At 76.4% G+C, this 1,089-nt stretch carries 1 pseudogene; it reads left to right on the plus strand.

Going from position 1 to position 1,089, the window contains the following annotated elements:
* Positions 1-1,089, plus strand: a pseudogene (locus tag GT042_RS05565) (mobilization protein); the annotation flags it as partial.

Below are 1,089 nucleotides of genomic sequence, written 5' to 3' on the forward strand. Positions count from 1 at the left end.
AGAGCACCGCGGGTCTCCTGGAGTACCTGTTCGGTCCGGGGGATCACGACGAGCATGTCGACCCGCACCTGGTGGCCGCCTGGGACCCGGACCTGCCGTGCCCCGCACGGGCTCCGGCCCGCATCACGCTGGCCGGCCTGGCGCTGCTCCTGGACGCCCCCGCCGAGGCGCTGCGGGGCCCGCGCCCCTCCGAGCCTGTGTGGCACGTCTCGGTCCGTAACGCCCCCGGTGACCGGGTCCTCTCGGACGCGGAGTGGGCGCGGGTCGCCGCCGAGATGGTTCACGCGGCGGGGGTCGCGCCGCGAGGGGATGAGTACGCCTGCCGGTGGGTGGCGGTGCGTCACGCACCCGACCACATCCACATCCTGGCCACCCTCGCCCGCCAGGACGGCCGCCACCCCCGCCTGCGCGGCGACATCCCCGCGATGCACACCGCCGCCCGCCGCTTCGAGACCCTGTGGGGGTTGGAGGCGATGTCACCGCTGGATGGGACCGCGCGCCGCCGCCCTGCCACCGGCGAGGCCGAGAAAGCCGCCCGCCGAGGTCTCACCGAGACCGCCCGCGAGTCCCTCCAGCGCACCGTCCGCGAGACGGCCGCGCTCGCCCACGACGACACCGACTTCCTGAACCGGCTGCGTGACGCGGGCCTGCGCGTACGGGAACGCCACGACGAGGGCGGGGCCTTGGTGGGGTACGCGGTCGCGCTGCCCGGCGACCGCGCCGACGCCGGCTCGCGCCCGGTGTGGTTCTCCGGCCGGACTCTGGCCTACGACCTGTCTTTGCCCCGCGTCCGCGAACGATTCGAGCCCGCGGTCAGCCGGCAGGACCTCACCCGCGCGCAGGAGCGGATCCGCCGCGCCGCCGCCCTGCTCGCCCGCGCCGGACAGCGGGAGGGGGCGGGCGACGTCGCGGCCCTGGGCGACCTCCTGGTGGTGAGCGCCGCCTTCTCCCCGACCGTCGTGCGGGAGAAGGTCCGTGCCGCGGCGGTCGCGTTCGAGCAGGCCTCCCGCACCCCCGGCCCCCGTACCGCCCGCTCGCTCGAAGGCGCGGCCCGTACCGGGTTCAGGACCTGCGTCCGGACCCTGGAGC

The organism is Streptomyces sp. SID3212, assembly GCF_009865405.1.
In the GTDB taxonomy this organism is placed as follows: Bacteria; Actinomycetota; Actinomycetes; order Streptomycetales; family Streptomycetaceae; genus Streptomyces.